The sequence below is a fragment of the Microvirga massiliensis genome, from assembly GCF_001006805.1.
Classification (GTDB): Bacteria; Pseudomonadota; Alphaproteobacteria; order Rhizobiales; family Beijerinckiaceae; genus Microvirga; species Microvirga massiliensis.
This window is the reverse complement of sequence record NZ_LN811353.1, coordinates 381,232-396,148: the sequence shown is the minus strand read 5'-3', so window position 1 is coordinate 396,148 and position 14,917 is coordinate 381,232. Positions and strand designations below refer to the sequence as shown.

Sequence of the window (14,917 nt, the reverse complement as noted above, 5' to 3'; positions counted from 1 at the left end):
GAATGCCAGCAAGGGAGCATCACATGGCGCGAGTCGCATTGGTCACCGGCGGAACCCGGGGTATCGGGGCCGCAATCTCGAAGGCGTTGAAAGACGCCGGATACAAGGTCGCTGCGAATTACGGCGGCAACGACGAAGCCGCGCAGAAATTCAAGGCCGAGACGGGCATCCCGGTCCACAAGTTCGATGTCTCCGATCCGGCAGCGTGCGAGTCGGGCATCCGCGCGGTGGAATCGGAACTCGGCCCGGTCGAAATCCTCGTGAACAATGCGGGCATTACCCGGGATGGCATGTTTCACCGCATGACCTACGACCAGTGGTCCGCCGTGATCCGGACCAACCTCGACTCGATGTTCACCTGCACGCGCCCGGTCATCGACGGAATGCGCAATCGCGGCTTCGGCCGCGTCATCATCATCTCGTCGATCAACGGCCAGAAAGGCCAGATGGGTCAGGCGAACTACTCTGCCGCAAAAGCGGGAGTGATCGGCTTCGCGAAGGCGCTCGCGCAGGAAAATGCCAATAAGGGCGTCACGGTCAACGTGATCGCACCGGGCTACATTGCAACCGAGATGGTGCAGGCCGTCCCCGAGGAAGTCCTCAAGACCAAAATCCTTCCCCTGATCCCCGTCGGCCGGCTCGGCGAGGCCGAGGAAATCGCGCGGACGGTCCTGTTCCTGGCTGCGGACGAGGGCGGTTTCATCACCGGCTCGACCCTGAGCGTCAACGGCGGCCAGTACATGGCCTGATACTACGGCCGCGGGGCTCCGGTGAACGAGCCCCGCCTGCTCTTTCGGCCCGCGAAGGCAGGGTCGACGCGACGGTCCCGAGCGGGATTCCTGTATCGGAGTCCCGCTTGCATTTTTCGGCCAAGCGGTTGTCCATTTGCGCGATGCGCTCCTTGAAAGGCGCGGCATCGGTCACTCGCGCCGGCGAAAGGTTTCGGCTATCGCGGCGTATGACTTCGCGCTCCGCCAACACCATTGGGTTCACCGCCATTCTCCTCTGGTCGCTGCTCGCGCTGTTCACGGCGGCATCGGGCCTCATGCCGCCATTCCAGCTCGCCGCGATCACATTTCTGATCGGAGGATTGTGTGGTACCGCGGTGCTCCTCGTGAGAGGAACGCGCGCCGGCGTCCTGAGCCAGCCCGCTGTGGTGTGGTTACTCGGTGTCGGAGGGCTCTTCGGCTATCACGCGCTCTACTTCGCCGCGCTCCGGATGGCGCCTCCTGCCGACGCGGGTCTCATCTGCTATCTGTGGCCGCTCCTCATCGTGCTCTTCTCGAGCCTCCTCCCGGGCGAACGCCTCCATGGCCTGACGGTGGCGGGGGCAATTCTCGGCTTCCTCGGCGTCATCGTGCTGGTCTCCGGGCGTGGAGCGATCGACATCAGAGCGGAATACGCGTTCGGTTATCTCTGCGCCGGTGCGGCCGCTTTCGTGTGGGCTGGCTATTCCGTGCTCTCACGCCGCTTCGGCCAGGTCCCCACGGACGCCGTGGCCGGCTTCTGCCTCGCGACGAGCCTTCTCAGTTTCGTCTGTCATCTGCTCTTCGAGACGACGCTCTGGCCATCTCGAAGCACGGAATGGCTCGCCATCCTGGCCCTCGGAATCGGCCCGGTCGGCGCCGCCTTCTATGCATGGGATATCGGGATGAAGCGCGGCGACATTCGCCTGCTCGGCGTCGCGTCCTACGCAGCGCCTGTCCTGTCGACGCTCGTGCTCGTCCTCGCCGGATATGCCGAGCCCACGGCCTCACTCGCCCTCGCCTGCACCCTCATCGTGTCAGGCGCCCTCCTTGCCACCGCTGCGGGGCGCAGAGTACGCGCCTGAACCCGCCCCTCTGTACTATCGTGATTTGGGCGAGGCGATCCAGAGGTCACGGCCTCGGAATGGGCTGCTTCGCCTGCGGCTCACAATGACGACGGGTGCAAAGACCAATTACGGCCCGCTCATCACCCGGTGCGTGTAGCCGTAGACCCGTTCGAGGTCGAGGGAGCGATAGAGGCCCTGCGCAACGGAATTGTCGTCCCGCACCTGCAGGTACACGTGCGAGGCGCCCTGCTCCGCCCCCCACGCCAACAGGCTCGACACCATCCGGCGGCCGAGCCCGATGCCGCGCAGTTCCGGCTCGACGACGATATCATAGAGGCCGACCCAGCCTCGCTCGAGAACGGCGAGTCCCCAGGCAACCGGCCGCTCGTCGAGATTGAGAGTCGCGAAGGCCGCCTTCTGGCGGATCCGCATCACGATCTTCCAGAGGATCTCGTCGTTCGCCTTGTCTCCGCCATAGGCTCGCGCCGTTTCGCGAACCCAGCGCAGGGTTGCCTGGGGCTCGATGGTCATCGCCGGATCGAGCATGCAATCGTCGGGGAGGACGCGCGCCAGCACGCTGGTCGGCTCGATGACCTGGAATCCCTGCCCGGCGAGGAATGCATCGACGCCATCGTCCTCGAGAGAGTTCAGGCGGAAGGTCGGCCGCACGTTTTCTGCGAGAAAGTGCTCGATCATGTGGGCGAGGAGCCCTTCATCCAGGCTGGCCCCGCGGCTGAGCGGCGTCGCCGAGTTGGCCCGCTTCGAGTAGCCCTTCGCAAGCCGCAGCAGCCAGCCGTCGTAGAGCTGGTAATCGAAGGAAGGCCAGGCGTTGATCAGGCGGCATTCCAGAGCAAGGATGAGGTCGTCGTTGCTCATGTCAGCTCCGATCGAGCGTTCGCGGGATTGGCTTCCATCCGGGCGGTGCAAGTTCGAATCCTGCAAAATCGAATCCGGGCGCAACGGTGCATCCTACGAGCGTCCACGCGCCGAGGCTGGTCGCCGTCTGCCACCAGCCTGCCGGCACCACGAATTGCGGGCGCTCTCCCTGCAAGAGATTGGGCCCGACGCGATGCGCTGAAGCATCATGGCCATTCTCCGAAACGGTGATGACGAGCGGGGCGCCAGCATAATGGTGCCAGACCTCCGCGGCATCGACGCGGTGCCATTCCGACACGTCACCGAGGCCGAGGAGATAATAGATCGCAGTCGAGGCGGCACGCCCCGACGATGCCATGGAAGCGTCGCGAAACGTCTCGCGGAAATAGCCGCCCTCGGGGTGCGGCTCGAGACCGAGGAGCCGGATGACCTCATCCTGACTCAATTCGTCGATCGCCATCCTGCGTTCCCTTCGAACGTTCCTGCGACGCGACTCCCATCCGCACAGAAACGCGTGAGATCACGGACCGTGTGCCGAATCCCCGGCAGGGAAACGGCTCTAGAACCGGTTCTTCCACTCCCGAAGTGCCCGGAACACCTCGACGGGCTCGGCTTCCTCGAGCCCCACGGCGCGGGCGAGGGCCGGCTCTCGTGCGCGCAGGAATGGATTGGTCGCCTGTTCTGCCGCGAGAGTCGTCGGAACGAGCAGGCGCCCGGTCCGGCGGGCCTCCTCGGCCTCCTCGAGGCGCCGCGCCACTTCGGGATTGTTCGGGTCCGCCGCCCGGGCGAAACGCGCATTCGACAGCGTGTAATCGTGCCCGCAATAAATGGTCGTGTCGGCAGGCAGGCTTGCGATCCGCTCGAGGGATTTCCAGAGATCCGCCGGACTCCCTTCCAACACCCGCCCGCAGCCCATCGTGAACAGGGTGTCGCCGCAGAAGAGCACGGATTCCGAGGGACACCAGTAGGAGACGTGATCCGCGCAATGTCCGGGGGTCTCCCAGACTTCCAGCGTGAGGTCGCCGACCGCAACTCTGTCGCCTTCCCGCACGGTCTCATCGAGCGTCCGGACCTGTCCTGCAGCCTTGGCGGGGCCCACCACCCGGCAGCCGGTCTTGCTCTTGACCTCGGGTATGCCCTGGACGTGGTCGCCGTGCCGATGCGTCACCAGGATATCCGTAAGCCGCCAATTGTGCTCTTCGAGGGCGCGCAACACGGCGCGCGCCTCGGGCACATCGATCGACGCGCATGCGCCCGTCGTGGCATCCCGAACCAGCACCCCGATATTGTCCTCGAGGCATCTGAAAACATGGATTTCGGCTGGCATGATCTCTCCCGTCTTTCGTGTTGTCTATCATGGAACGCCGGCACTCCAAGAACAGGTCCATGGCGCACTCCCCAGCGAAAGATCGAGCCGATCTTCCCAGCCTACGGCTCTGTGCTTGCATGGGCCTCCCGAAGCCCCCATGAAGGCTTCGGGTGGGGCATTGCGGTATGGGCGTCGACGTCACCGATCTGCGAGCGTTCTACGGGAGTGCGCTGGGGCGCGTGACCCAGCGCCTCGTCGGCCGTTCGATCGGCCAGTTCTGGGGGCCGCTCGTCGGCCTTCGCGTACTGGGTCTCGGCTATGCCGTCCCGTATCTCGTGCCGGTGCGGTCGGATGCCGAGCGGACGCTCGCTTTCATGCCTGCGAGCCAGGGCGTCGTGAACTGGCCGGCCAGCGGCGCCTCCGCAACGGCTCTCGTCGATCTCACGATGATGCCGCTTCCCGATGCCTCGATCGACCGGGTTCTCGTCGTACACGGTTTGGAGATCGTCGAGAACCCGAACGAGCTCCTTCATGAAATCTGGCGTGTCCTGACGCCGGGCGGCCGCCTGATCCTGGTGGCACCGAACCGCCGGGGTCTGTGGGCCCGGATGGACACGACGCCGTTCGGTTATGGGCAGCCTTACAGCCGGACGCAGTTGAAGGCCCTGATGCGCCAGACCCTCTTTTCGCCGGAGCGGTGGGCCGAGACTCTGTACGTTCCACCCTTGCGCAGCCGCTTCCTGCTCCGGACGGCCCAGATCTGGGAGCGCGTCGGGTCGGGCTTCTCCCTGCCCTTTGCCGGCCTTCATGTCGTCGAGGCGACGAAGCAGCTCTATCGGGCGATCACCGTTCGTCCCGTGCGGCGCGTTTATCGCCTGTCGCCGGTCTTCACCCCAGCTGCCGCAGCACGGCGCGACGCACAAGGCTGAACCGAAAAATCGCACGCGCCGCAGAGCGGTCAGGACGCCCTGCTCGTGACGAAGCAGAGCGAGGATATCCCGTGCCTCTCAGGGAAAAGCTCAGGGGAACGGCAAATCCGCCTTGCCTTGACTTGGCCGCAGCGAATGGCCAGTGTCCGCCGCTTTCCGGCGGCCGGCCCGCTGGCGTCTCCAACCGGAACCTGATGCGCAGCTATCTCGACTTCGAAAAGCCCGTGGCCGAACTCGAGGCCAAGGTCGAAGAACTCAAGGCTCTCGGCGAGAAGGGCGATGCCGTCTCGATTACGGACGATATCGCGCGCCTCGAAGCAAAGGCCGCCGGAGCCCTGAAGGATCTCTATGCCGCGCTCACGCCGTGGCAGAAGACGCTCGTCGCGCGACATCCGCAACGCCCTCATTTTCTGGACTATTGCGGGGGCTTGATCACCGAGTTCACGCCCCTGGCCGGGGACCGCAAGTTCGCCGAGGACGAGGCGGTGGTCGGCGGCTTCGGGCGTTTCCGGGGCCAGCCGGTCTGCGTCATCGGCCAGGAAAAGGGCTCGACCACGGAAACGCGCATACGCCACAATTTCGGCATGGCGCGGCCGGAGGGCTATCGCAAGGCGGTGCGCCTCATGGAGCTCGCGGACCGCTTCGGGCTGCCAGTCATCGCCTTTGTGGACACGGCAGGCGCCTATCCCGGAATCGAGGCCGAAGAGCGCGGCCAGGCCGAGGCCATCGCCCGCTCGACCGAGATGCAACTGTCCCTGGGAGTTCCCAACGTATCCGTGGTCATCGGCGAGGGCGGCTCCGGGGGCGCTATCGCGATCGCAACGGCGAACAAGGTGCTCATGCTGGAGCACGCGATCTACAGCGTAATCTCTCCCGAGGGCGCCGCCTCTATCCTCTGGCGCGATCCCTCCCGGGCACAGGACGCCGCCACCAACATGAAGATCACCGCCCAGGATCTTCTGCGGCTCGGCGTGATCGACGGGATCATCGCGGAGCCGACCGGCGGCGCGCATCGTTCACCCGAAGCGGCCATTCAGGCGGCCGGCGAAGCCATCGAGAGCGCCCTGACGGAGCTCGGCAACATGGGGCCTTCCGAGCTGCGCGATCACCGCGCCGCGAAATTCCTGGCCATCGGGCGGCAGCTCTGATCCTCGCGAGGCGGGCGCCTGGGTTTACGTTGAGTTAACCAGACGGTGGAAGACAAGGGAGACGCGAACCTTGTGCGCTTGCGGTAACAGCAAGTTAAGGCTAACCAATTAGGCAGTTGGGGAGAGATCGGGCGTTCAAGCCCGGCTCGTCAGGTTCGCGGGGTTCCCCATGATGAAGCGTTTCGGAGCGGCTGCCGCGCTCGTGCTTGCGTTGGCGGCCTGCCAGGACGACGGCTTTCAGCGCAGTTCGCGTCACCTCTCGCCCATTCCGCCGTCGACCCTTGCCCTCATGGCGAGCAAGGGGATGTCAAAAAACGATCCGATCGTGATTCGCTCCTACAAGAAGGAGTCGGAGCTCGAGGTCTGGAAGCGGGGCTCGGACGGCCGCTTCGCCCTGTTGAAGACCTACCCGATCTGCCGCTGGTCCGGCCAGCTCGGACCGAAGGTCCGGGAGGGGGACCGGCAGGCTCCCGAGGGCTTCTACGCGATCACGCCCGCGCAGATGAACCCGAATTCCAGCTACTATCTGTCCTTCGATACCGGCTACCCAAATGCCTTCGACCGTGCGCATGGGCGCACGGGATCGCATCTCATGGTGCACGGTTCCTGCTCTTCGCGCGGCTGCTTTGCGATGACCGACGAGGTGATCGCCGAAGTCTACGCCATTGCCCGCGAGTCTTTCGCCGGAGGCCAGCGCACCTTCCAGTTTCAGTCCTATCCGTTCCGGATGACGCCCAAGAACATCGCGCAGCACCGGCTCGACCAGAACATGCCGTTCTGGAAGAACCTGAAGGAAGGCTCGGACTACTTCGAGGCCGTCGGCCAGGAGCCGAAGGTCGCCGTCTGCGGCAAGCGCTACGTCTTCGGCGGAGCCGACGTCGCGCAGGGCAATTGCTCGCCGGCCCTCGAGCCGGCCGTCGCGGTGAAACAGACGCGCGACGAGCAGGAAGTCGCGGCACTCGTGGCCAAGGGAGTCGAGCCCATCAAGCTCGTCTATCAGGATGGCGGCCAGCATCAGAGCTTCCGCCAGAACTTTGCCTCTGCGGATGGCGCGTTCGCCGTCGACAGCCAGACCAGGAGCCGCCGCCTGGGCGATGTCAGCCGGCCGGAGGCTCTGGCTGCCGGCCCGCATGAAATCGTGCTGGATGTGAACGGCCGGCCGAAGGAGCCGCCTTCTTCCGCGCTCGCCTTCGCAGCCCCCGCCCCTGCGGCCTCCCCGATCCCACAGACTCCGAGGGCGGTATCGCCTCGCGTGGCACCGAACGCTCCGGCCCTCGCTGCGCCGCCTCAGATGGCTGCTGCAGCTACGTCGGCATCGCCTGAATCGGATAAGCCCCTGTATGAGCGGATGCTGTCCGGCCTGACCACGCTCTGGTCGTCGAGTTCACCCTCGACCCGGAACTGAGCAGAGTTCATCTGCCTGCCCCACGGTCCGCGCCGGATTCGCTCAGCCGGCTGAGCGGACGCGGTCAGTCTGGCCCGCGCGCCACGCGCCGAAGATGGCGATCAGCCCCGGCACCAGGATCAGGCCCCAGATGATCTTGTCCAGGTGCTCGCGTACCCAGGCAAGATTGCCGAAGAAGAAGCCCGCCGTCGCAATGCCCAGCACCCACAGAACGGCTCCGCCCACATTGAACAGCGTAAACTTGGTGCGGCTCATGTGCGCGACGCCCGCCACGAACGGCGCGAAGGTGCGGATGAAAGGCATGAAGCGCGCCACCACGATGGTAATGCCGCCACAGCGCTCGTAGAACGCATGGGCTTGGTCGAAGGCGCGGCGGTTGAACCAGCGCGAATCCTCCCACTGGAATACCTTGGGACCGATCGCACGCCCGATTCGGTAATTGCACTGGTCGCCAAGTACGGCCGCGGCCAGCAGCACGGTGCAGGCCAGCGAAAAGTCCATCATGCCTGCGCCGCTGAGTGCACCTACGATGAACAGCAGCGAGTCCCCCGGCAGGAACGGCATGACCACCACACCGGTTTCCACGAACACAATGATGAACAGCAGCGCATACACCCAGACTCCGTAGGCTCCGACGAAGGCTTCTAGGTACTTGTCCACATGCAGGATGAAGTCGAGCAGGAACTGAATGATTTCCAAGAGGATGTCCTTTCGGGCCAGCCAGCACGTGGCTACCGTATAGGGTCAGCGTGTGAATCTGATGCGGGCAGGTCGCGTGGGAAGGTCGGATGTGGGTGCATTGGTCCGTGTCGGAGACCATGATTGAATCCCCATCATGACCTTGGGCATCGTCGCCGCAACCTTCGCCCCCGGTCCTCGCTGCTCGGCACTGTTGTCCTGACACGAAAATGGGCGCTGCTCGCGGAGCAGCGCCCATTGCTTTTTTTACCTCAGTCCTGCGCTCAGGCGAGGCGGCCGTGGCAGTGCTTGTATTTCTTGCCGGAGCCGCAGGGGCAGGGCTCGTTGCGCCCGACCCGACCCCAGCTCGACGGATCAGCTGGATCCCGCTCCGCGACGGCAACTCCACCGTCCGATGCCGCGGCGAAGCTCGCTGCCGGCCCGGCGCCGAACATGGTGCCCTGCGCGTTCTCGAACTCGTTCTCACCGGTCGCCGGATCGAGGTGCTGCGCGAACATCGGCGGCAGCTCCGGCTCAGGCTGCTGGAACACCACCTCGATCCGCATGAGCTGCCCAGTGACCTGCTCGCGCAGATGGCCCACGAGATGGTTGAAGAGATCGAAGGCCTCGGACTTGTACTCGTTGAGGGGATCGCGCTGCGCATAGCCGCGCCATCCGATCACCTGACGGAGATGGTCGAGCGTGACGAGGTGCTCGCGCCAGAGATGGTCGAGGCTCTGGAGCAGCACCTGCTTCTCGACATAGTTCATCACCTCGGGCGTGTTCCGCTCGATACGCTGTGCATAGGCCTCGTCCGCGGCCTTCCGGAGCCGCTCGCGGATCTCCTCGTCCGCGATCCCTTCCTCCTGGGCCCATTCGTCGACGGGAAGATCGAGATTCAGGAGGCGTGCAACATCCTCCTTGAGGCCGGCCGTGTTCCACTGCTCCGGGTAGGCATTCTCGGGAATCGCACGGGCAACCATGTCGTCGATCACGCCCTGGCGCATCTCGTCGATCGTATCGCGAACGGTCTCCTCGGCCATGAACTCGCGGCGCTGCTCGAACACGACCTTGCGCTGGTCGTTCATGACGTTGTCGTATTTGAGGATGTTCTTGCGCGTATCGAAGTTGCGCGCCTCGACTTTCGCCTGCGCCCGCTCGATCGCCTTGTTGATCCACGGATGGACGATCGCCTCGTCCTCCTTCAGGCCGAGCTTCGAGAGCATTCCGTCCATGCGCTCCGAACCAAAGATGCGCATGAGATCGTCTTGCAGCGACAGGTAGAATTTCGACCGTCCCGGATCGCCCTGGCGTCCCGACCGGCCGCGAAGCTGGTTGTCGATGCGCCGGGATTCGTGCCGCTCGGTTCCGAGCACGTAGAGGCCGCCTGCCTGCAGGGCGCGCTCCTTGAAGGCGGCGATCTCCGCAACGATCCGGTCTTCCGCTTCCTTGCGCGCATCGCCCTCGAGCCCGTCGATTTCCTGCTCGATGCGCATCTTGAGGTTGCCGCCGAGCTGGATATCCGTTCCGCGGCCCGCCATGTTCGTGGCGATCGTGATCGCGCCCGGAACACCGGCTTCGGCGACGATGAAGGCCTCCTGCTCGTGGAAGCGCGCGTTGAGCACCGCGAAATGCTTCACGGCACGGCCTTCCCGCACGGCCGAGTAGAGCGGTTCCAGAGCCTTGGGCTCGCCGAAATCGATTTGTGTGAGGCCGTCGCGGCGCAGGAGTTCAGCCAGGTATTCCGACTTCTCGATCGAGGTGGTCCCGACGAGGATCGGCTGTCCGCGACTCGAGGCTTCCTTGATCTCGCGGATGATCGCCTTGTACTTCTCCTCCGCGGTCCGATAGACCTCGTCGTCCTCGTCGACGCGGGCCACGGGCCGGTTGGTCGGCACTTCCACGACTTCCAGATTGTAGATTTCGAGGAACTCGTCCGCCTCGGTGGCGGCGGTTCCCGTCATGCCGGCGAGCTTCTCGTATAGGCGGAAGTAGTTCTGGAACGTGATCGAGGCGAGCGTCTGGTTCTCGGGCTGGATCTGCACTCGCTCCTTCGCCTCGAGGGCTTGGTGCAGCCCCTCGGAATAGCGCCGGCCCGGCATCATGCGGCCCGTGAACTCGTCGATGATGACGACCTCGCCGTTGCGCACGATGTAGTCCTTGTCCCGCTGGAACAGGCTATGCGCCCGCAGGGCCTGATTGACGTGATGAACGAGCGTTGCGTTCTGGGCGTCGTAGAGCGTCCCCTCCCGCAACAGGCCGGCTTCGCGGACGAGCTCTTCCATATGCTCGTTCCCGGACTCGGTCAGAGAAACCGCGCGCTGCTTCTCGTCGACTTCGAAATCGCCCTTCCGCAAACGCGGAATCAAGATGTCCACCGCCATGTAGAGGTCGGAGCGATCGTCGACCGGCCCCGAAATGATGAGCGGCGTTCTCGCCTCGTCGACCAGGATCGAGTCGACTTCGTCGACGATGGCGTAGTGATGCCCGCGCTGCACCATCTGCGCGAGCTCGTATTTCATGTTGTCGCGCAGATAATCGAAGCCGTATTCGTTGTTCGTCCCGTAGGTGATGTCGCAAGCATAGGCCGCGGCCCGCTCGGTATCGTCGAGACCATGGACGATCACGCCGACCGACATGCCGAGGAAGCGATAGATCTGCCCCATCCACTCCGAGTCGCGGCGGGCAAGATAATCGTTCACCGTGACGACGTGGACGCCGTTGCCCGCGAGCGCATTGAGGTAGACCGGCAGGGTCGCGACGAGCGTCTTGCCTTCACCGGTGCGCATCTCGGCGATCCCACCCTCGTGGAGGACCATCCCGCCGATCAACTGGACGTCGAAATGCCGCTGGCCGAGGGTCCGCTTGGCGGCCTCGCGGACCGTGGCGAAGGCCGGGACGAGCAGGTCGTCGAGGTTTTTCCCGGCCGCGAGTTCGGCTCGCAACGCGTCGGTCCGGGCGCGGAGCTCCTCGTCGGAGAGTTTTTCGAGTTCGGCCTCGAGCGCATTGATGGCCGCCACCTTCGGGCGGTACGACTTCAGGCGGCGGTCATTGACCGAGCCGAAGATTTTCTTCGCGATCGAGCCGAACATCGGGTGCCTTTGAATTCATCGATAAGGTCGGGGGCGGACGGGGCCGCCTTATAGACATAATTGCTGAAAAGTGCATCCGGTAGGCTGCGGCCCGCGCGAAGCCGGCCGAGCCGTTCCCGATACCCCTCCGGCCGGCAGCGCGGCTGCGGTGGCCTGACGCGGAGGATCCCGGCAATGCCCCCTACGGCATAGGACAACCGGGCTCGAACGAAAAGCCCCTTTGCTCACAGTCCTATCGCCCGGTCTCGCGTAGATGACGCTCGGCCTCGTGGCGAACACGTTGCGCCGATCCCCCCTCACGGGCCCGTGACGCACAGCCTCGCTTGCAAAGGTTCTCGAACTTCGCCAACGATCGCCCCGCATCCGGCGGCCATGCACCACCGGGACCGAAAAAGGATCTGCCAGTCTATGATGCCCCGTACGCGCCTCCTCGCCCCGGCTGTTCTTGCGTTGCTTGCCTCGGGAGCCGCCCTGGCTCAGACAGGGCAGTCACCCGCCGCTCCCGCTGCACCGGCCTCTCCGGCCCAGTCGCAGGCTGCTACCGCGACACCCGACAAGGACAAGGTGGTCGCTCGCGTCGACGGCAACGCGATCACTGAGGGAGATTTGGCGGTCGCTTCGGACGATCCGGCTCTCCAGATCCCGGGCGTCCCGGATACCCAAAAGCGCGACCTGCTGATCGGATATCTTATCGACCTGAAGCTCGGCGCCCGGGCCGCGGAAGCCGCCAAGGTCGGCGACAGCGCCGACTTCGCCCGCAAGCTCGCCTATGCGCGAGACAAAGCGCTGCTCGACGAATATCTCGAGCGTGAGGCCGCCAAGGCGGTCTCTCCGGAAGCGGCCAAGAAGCTCTATGACGAGACCGTCAAGAACCTGAAGCCGGAGCCAGAAGTCAGGGCCAGACACATCCTGGTGGAGAGCGAGGATGCCGCAAAGGCGGCTCTCGCCCGGGTCCGCGGCGGAGAGGATTTCGAGAAGGTCGCGAGCGAATTGTCGACCGATCCCGGCTCTAAGTCCGAGGGCGGCGATCTCGGGTTCTTCTCGAAGGACCGAATGGTCGAGCCCTTCGCCGAGGCCGCCTTCAAGCTCGAGCCCGGACAGATCTCGGAGCCGGTGAAGACCCAGTTCGGCTGGCACATCATCAAGGTCGAGGAGAAGCGCGATCGCCCGGTGCCGACCTTCGAGGAGATGCGGGAGCAGATCGACACCTATCTCGGCCGCAAGGCCCAGCAGGACCTCGTCCTCGGGCTGCGCCAGAAGGCCAAGATCGAACGCCTCGACGAGAAGGGCAACCTCGTCGAGCAGAAGCAGCCCTGACGAAGAGAGAATTTCGGCGGGGGACACGCTGCGCCTCATGCATAGCGTGTCCCCTTACCCGCCAAGGAGAGGCGAGGCGCACAGCAGCCGGATGAGGGCTGCCGCACCGACGCTGCAAGCACAGCCTCCGATCAGCGATTGGTCCGGCCGAGACGGTTGGGACCGACTCCACCCTCGCGGTTCGTCTCGTTCTCGACGTCGCCCTCGACAGTCGAGCCTGCATCGAGAAGGCGTGGATCCTCGCCCGTCATGTACGAGCCCTTTGAGTGACCGATCCCAGGAACGATCTTGAGGTCGTTGCGCGGACGATCCTTCGGCTGCGTCTTCGGGTGCTTGTTGCCGCTCATGAACTCACCTTCGATCGTTGCTTCGGAATGAGGATCAACGGGCGTTGGTCGCCGCGTTCCGATGGGCTCGAATCCGGAAAGTCGCGCGCATCTGGCCGAACCTGCGGCCGAGGAGTGCATAGCAGTCGGGGACACCTCGACCATGTGTCCAGGCGGACACGGGCTTGACAATGAGGTATGAGACTCGGCACCTCGCCGCTTCTTGCGCAGCGTGGCCCCGATCCGGGCCGACCGGAGCCTCCCTGAATGTCGAAGACCATCTCGCCGCTCGCGCCGAAATCGTATCCGGACATGCCGGCCATCGACGGAGTCCGGATCGCCACGGCGGAGGCGGGAATTCGTTACCGTGGCCGCACCGATGTCCTGTTCGTCTCGATGCCGAAGGACACTACAGTCGGCGGCGTGTTCACCCGTTCGAAATGTCCCTCCGCGCCGGTCGATTGGTGCCGCCGCAATCTCGAGAAGGGATCGGCGCGCGCGCTCGTCGTGAATTCCGGCAACGCCAACGCGTTCACGGGTCGAAAGGGCGCCGAGGCCGTCAAGATGACGAGTGACATCGCCGCGCGTGCGGCGGGATGCCGCCCGTCTCAGGTCTATATCGCGTCTACCGGTGTCATCGGCGAGCCGCTCGATGCGAGCAAGTTCGAGAACGTTCTCGAAAGCTGCGCCGAGCGGGCTACTCCCGATGGATGGCTCGACGCCGCCAAGGCGATCATGACGACGGATACCTTTCCGAAGGTCGCGACGCGAACGGTCTCTCTCGGTGGTGTCGACGTCACGATCAACGGCATCGCGAAGGGGGCGGGCATGATCGCTCCCGACATGGCCACGATGCTGTCCTTCGTGTTCACGGATGCGCCGATCGCCGCGCCGGTCCTGCAGGCGCTCCTTCGCAAAGGTGCCGATCGCAGCTTCAATTGCGTGACGGTCGACGGCGATACCTCGACATCCGACACGCTGCTCCTCTTCGCGACAGGTGGAGCCGCCGATCGTGGCGCGCCGCGGATCGCACTTCCGAGTGACCGCAGACTCGCGCCCTTCCGCCAGGCTCTCGAAGATCTACTGCGTGATCTCGCGCAGCAGGTCGCACGCGACGGCGAAGGCGCGCGCAAGTTCGTGACCGTGCGGGTCACCGGAGCGACGGGCACGACATCCGCCCGGCGTATCGCGATGTCGATCGCCAATTCGCCGCTCGTGAAGACCGCGATGGCCGGCGAGGATGCCAATTGGGGGCGCATCGTGATGGCCGTCGGCAAGGCGGGCGAGCCGGCCGAACGGGACAAGCTCGCGATCTGGTTCGGCGATATCCGTGTTGCGGTGAAAGGTGCGCGTGATCCCGATTACGACGAGGCACGGACCTCCGAATACATGAAGCGGGACGAAATCGTGATCCGGGTTGACCTCGGCCTTGGTCGCGGCGAGGCGACGGCGTGGACCTGCGATCTCACGAAGGCCTATGTCGAGATCAACGGTGATTACCGTTCGTGACGAATGCCACTGAGACCAGTAACGGAACGCCACTGCTCCTCGTCGTTGCCGTCGCGCTGATCGACCCGGACCGGCGCCTTCTCGTAGCGCAACGCCCGGCCGGCAAGGCCCTCGCGGGGCTTTGGGAGTTTCCCGGCGGGAAGGTGGAGCCGGGAGAGCGTCCCGAAGAGACGCTCATTCGCGAACTCGAAGAGGAGCTTGGCATCGTCGTTCGCGAGCCGTGCCTCGCGCCGCTGACCTTCGCGAGTCACGCCTACGAGAGCTTTCACCTCCTGATGCCGCTCTATGTCTGCCGGCGCTGGGAAGGCTTCGTGACACCACGCGAGGGCCAGAACTTGCGCTGGGTGAAGGCCGCGGATCTGCGCAAGCTCGAGATGCCGCCGGCCGACGAGCCGTTGATTCCGTTCCTGATGGACCTTCTGGCAGGTTGATGACGGGCAACGTTCCGGGCTGCCATGTCCGTCATGGCGTGTCGCTGGCGAGGCGAACCATCCGTCGGCGGGTAGATTGCTTCA

At 64.8% G+C, this 14,917-nt stretch carries 14 protein-coding genes; 8 read left to right on the top strand and 6 right to left on the bottom strand.

Annotation, left to right across the window (positions count from 1 at the left end; genetic code table 11):
• Positions 1–23 precede the first annotated feature (23 nt).
• Together phbB and yddG are read left to right on the top strand one after the other, a co-directional pair.
• Positions 24–749 (top strand): acetoacetyl-CoA reductase, encoded by a 726-nt coding sequence (gene phbB / locus BN1233_RS14455; RefSeq protein WP_046864263.1) that lies wholly within the window; start codon positions 24–26, stop codon positions 747–749.
• A 209-nt stretch (positions 750–958) separates the two neighbouring features.
• Positions 959–1,831 (top strand): aromatic amino acid exporter YddG, encoded by an 873-nt coding sequence (gene yddG / locus BN1233_RS14450; RefSeq protein WP_046864262.1) that lies wholly within the window; start codon positions 959–961, stop codon positions 1,829–1,831.
• Between the two features lie 108 nt (positions 1,832–1,939).
• On the opposite strand, the gene BN1233_RS14445 is transcribed toward yddG, so the two are convergent.
• From BN1233_RS14445 to gloB, 3 genes are all read right to left on the bottom strand, one after another.
• Positions 1,940–2,689, bottom strand: coding sequence for a GNAT family N-acetyltransferase (locus tag BN1233_RS14445; protein WP_046864261.1), 750 nt, complete (start codon positions 2,687–2,689; stop codon positions 1,940–1,942).
• A gap of 1 nt (position 2,690) precedes the next feature.
• Positions 2,691–3,149 (bottom strand): cupin domain-containing protein, encoded by a 459-nt coding sequence (locus BN1233_RS14440; protein ID WP_046864260.1) that lies wholly within the window; start codon positions 3,147–3,149, stop codon positions 2,691–2,693.
• 99 nt (positions 3,150–3,248) lie between these two features.
• Positions 3,249–4,016, bottom strand: a complete 768-nt coding sequence (gene gloB, locus BN1233_RS14435) for a hydroxyacylglutathione hydrolase (RefSeq protein ID WP_046864259.1) — start codon at positions 4,014–4,016, stop codon at positions 3,249–3,251.
• 167 nt (positions 4,017–4,183) lie between these two features.
• On the opposite strand from gloB, the gene BN1233_RS14430 reads away from it, so the two are divergent.
• The 3 genes from BN1233_RS14430 (at position 4,184) to BN1233_RS14420 (ending at position 7,480) form a co-directional block, all read left to right on the top strand.
• A complete protein-coding gene (locus tag BN1233_RS14430) occupies positions 4,184–4,927 on the top strand; it encodes a class I SAM-dependent methyltransferase (protein WP_046864258.1) in 744 nt (247 codons plus the stop codon).
• Between the two features lie 194 nt (positions 4,928–5,121).
• Positions 5,122–6,075, top strand: coding sequence for an acetyl-CoA carboxylase carboxyltransferase subunit alpha (locus BN1233_RS14425; RefSeq protein ID WP_046864571.1), 954 nt, complete (start codon positions 5,122–5,124; stop codon positions 6,073–6,075).
• A gap of 169 nt (positions 6,076–6,244) precedes the next feature.
• Positions 6,245–7,480 carry a L,D-transpeptidase family protein gene (locus BN1233_RS14420; protein ID WP_052763797.1) on the top strand — a complete coding sequence of 412 codons (1,236 nt, stop codon included), beginning with the start codon at positions 6,245–6,247 and terminating at the stop codon, positions 7,478–7,480.
• Between the two features lie 42 nt (positions 7,481–7,522).
• On the opposite strand, the gene BN1233_RS14415 is transcribed toward BN1233_RS14420, so the two are convergent.
• Both BN1233_RS14415 and secA read right to left on the bottom strand, forming a co-directional pair.
• Entirely contained in the window at positions 7,523–8,179 is a 657-nt protein-coding gene (locus BN1233_RS14415; RefSeq protein ID WP_046864257.1) for a DedA family protein, read from the bottom strand.
• Positions 8,180–8,442: 263 nt separating this feature from the next.
• Positions 8,443–11,250: a preprotein translocase subunit SecA gene (gene secA / locus BN1233_RS14410; protein WP_046864256.1), complete on the bottom strand. Its 2,808-nt coding sequence runs from the start codon at positions 11,248–11,250 to the stop codon at positions 8,443–8,445.
• A gap of 411 nt (positions 11,251–11,661) precedes the next feature.
• Between secA and BN1233_RS14405 the strand changes: the two genes are divergently transcribed.
• Entirely contained in the window at positions 11,662–12,567 is a 906-nt protein-coding gene (locus BN1233_RS14405) for a peptidylprolyl isomerase (protein WP_046864569.1), read from the top strand.
• 131 nt (positions 12,568–12,698) lie between these two features.
• Here the strand turns inward: BN1233_RS14405 and BN1233_RS14400 are convergent, their stop codons facing one another.
• Positions 12,699–12,914, bottom strand: a complete 216-nt coding sequence (locus BN1233_RS14400) for a hypothetical protein (protein ID WP_046864568.1) — start codon at positions 12,912–12,914, stop codon at positions 12,699–12,701.
• Positions 12,915–13,160: 246 nt separating this feature from the next.
• On the opposite strand from BN1233_RS14400, the gene argJ reads away from it, so the two are divergent.
• Both argJ and BN1233_RS14390 read left to right on the top strand, forming a co-directional pair.
• Positions 13,161–14,402, top strand: a complete 1,242-nt coding sequence (argJ, locus tag BN1233_RS14395) for a bifunctional glutamate N-acetyltransferase/amino-acid acetyltransferase ArgJ (protein ID WP_046864255.1) — start codon at positions 13,161–13,163, stop codon at positions 14,400–14,402.
• Positions 14,399–14,833 (top strand): (deoxy)nucleoside triphosphate pyrophosphohydrolase, encoded by a 435-nt coding sequence (locus tag BN1233_RS14390; protein WP_046864254.1) that lies wholly within the window; start codon positions 14,399–14,401, stop codon positions 14,831–14,833. The genes argJ and BN1233_RS14390 overlap by 4 nt, the downstream gene beginning before the upstream one ends.
• Positions 14,834–14,917: the final 84 nt, after the last annotated feature.

Excerpts from the sequence above, each read along its gene's own strand:
- BN1233_RS14445 (WP_046864261.1), bottom strand. The coding sequence starts at position 2,689 with ATGAGCAACGACGACCTCATCCTTGCTCTGGAATGCCGCCTGATCAAC.
- yddG (WP_046864262.1), top strand. The coding sequence starts at position 959 with ATGACTTCGCGCTCCGCCAACACCATTGGGTTCACCGCCATTCTCCTC.
- BN1233_RS14440 (WP_046864260.1), bottom strand. The coding sequence starts at position 3,149 with ATGGCGATCGACGAATTGAGTCAGGATGAGGTCATCCGGCTCCTCGGT.
- secA (WP_046864256.1), bottom strand. The coding sequence starts at position 11,250 with ATGTTCGGCTCGATCGCGAAGAAAATCTTCGGCTCGGTCAATGACCGC.
- argJ (WP_046864255.1), top strand. The coding sequence starts at position 13,161 with ATGTCGAAGACCATCTCGCCGCTCGCGCCGAAATCGTATCCGGACATG.
- BN1233_RS14420 (WP_052763797.1), top strand. The coding sequence starts at position 6,245 with ATGATGAAGCGTTTCGGAGCGGCTGCCGCGCTCGTGCTTGCGTTGGCG.
- gloB (WP_046864259.1), bottom strand. The coding sequence starts at position 4,016 with ATGCCAGCCGAAATCCATGTTTTCAGATGCCTCGAGGACAATATCGGG.
- BN1233_RS14425 (WP_046864571.1), top strand. The coding sequence starts at position 5,122 with ATGCGCAGCTATCTCGACTTCGAAAAGCCCGTGGCCGAACTCGAGGCC.
- BN1233_RS14430 (WP_046864258.1), top strand. The coding sequence starts at position 4,184 with ATGGGCGTCGACGTCACCGATCTGCGAGCGTTCTACGGGAGTGCGCTG.
- BN1233_RS14405 (WP_046864569.1), top strand. The coding sequence starts at position 11,662 with ATGCCCCGTACGCGCCTCCTCGCCCCGGCTGTTCTTGCGTTGCTTGCC.
- BN1233_RS14400 (WP_046864568.1), bottom strand. The coding sequence starts at position 12,914 with ATGAGCGGCAACAAGCACCCGAAGACGCAGCCGAAGGATCGTCCGCGC.
- phbB (WP_046864263.1), top strand. The coding sequence starts at position 24 with ATGGCGCGAGTCGCATTGGTCACCGGCGGAACCCGGGGTATCGGGGCC.